Genomic DNA, 819 nt, shown 5'->3' on the forward strand with positions numbered 1-819 from the left:
TTCCCCCATTCGGAAATCTCCGGATCAAAGCTTACTTACAGCTCCCCGAAGCATATCGGTGTTAGTCCCGTCCTTCATCGGCTCCTAGTGCCTAGGCATTCACCGTGCGCCCTTTCTAACTTAACCTTGTTCGGCTTTCGATAAGCGGCGCATTTCTGCGTCAGCTCTCTCGCTGTGCTCCTCACGTACCAACTACGTACGTTCCGGTGCGCGCTCGGTCGCTTCCTTGAACTGCTTGCTTCTCGAAATCCTCACGGTTTTGTGAAAAGATGAGTTTGTGTAAACTAACTTTTCACTCGTGGTTTGTGCTCTTACTATGTTACTAATAAGAGAAAAAACTAAGATGGCGATTACTCGGTTATCTTCTTTATTGCATTATCTAGTTTTCAAAGAACAAAAAATGGGTTAAAAAAATAACGAACGGATTCGTTATGGTGGAGCCTAGCGGGATCGAACCGCTGACCTCCTGCGTGCAAGGCAGGCGCTCTCCCAGCTGAGCTAAGGCCCCGTTAGTGAATGGTGGGCCTAAATGGACTCGAACCATCGACCTCACGCTTATCAGGCGTGCGCTCTAACCAGCTGAGCTATAGGCCCCAATAACGGATTAAGTAAATGAAAAACAATACTTTTCATTACCTAATGTATATTATTTTTGAGAAAACATTGCTCTCTCAAAACTGAACGAACAAATGACGTCTTTTTATGAAGTATCAAGTACTTCATTTTTCCTTAGAAAGGAGGTGATCCAGCCGCACCTTCCGATACGGCTACCTTGTTACGACTTCACCCCAATCATCTGTCCCACCTTAGGCGGCTGGC

Annotated in this window: 2 tRNA genes and 2 rRNA genes; all 4 read right to left on the bottom strand. The window is 46.2% G+C overall.

Going from position 1 to position 819, the window contains the following annotated elements:
- Positions 1-126, bottom strand: a 23S ribosomal RNA gene (locus ACFYKT_RS22275); the annotation flags it as partial.
- Positions 127-432: 306 nt separating this feature from the next.
- Positions 433-508, bottom strand: a tRNA-Ala gene (locus ACFYKT_RS22280).
- A gap of 9 nt (positions 509-517) precedes the next feature.
- Positions 518-594: transfer RNA gene (locus tag ACFYKT_RS22285), tRNA-Ile, on the bottom strand.
- Positions 595-733: 139 nt separating this feature from the next.
- Positions 734-819, bottom strand: a 16S ribosomal RNA gene (locus ACFYKT_RS22290); the annotation flags it as partial.

Source organism: Cytobacillus mangrovibacter (genome assembly GCF_042865275.1).
In the GTDB taxonomy this organism is placed as follows: Bacteria; Bacillota; Bacilli; order Bacillales; family Cytobacillaceae; genus Cytobacillus; species Cytobacillus mangrovibacter.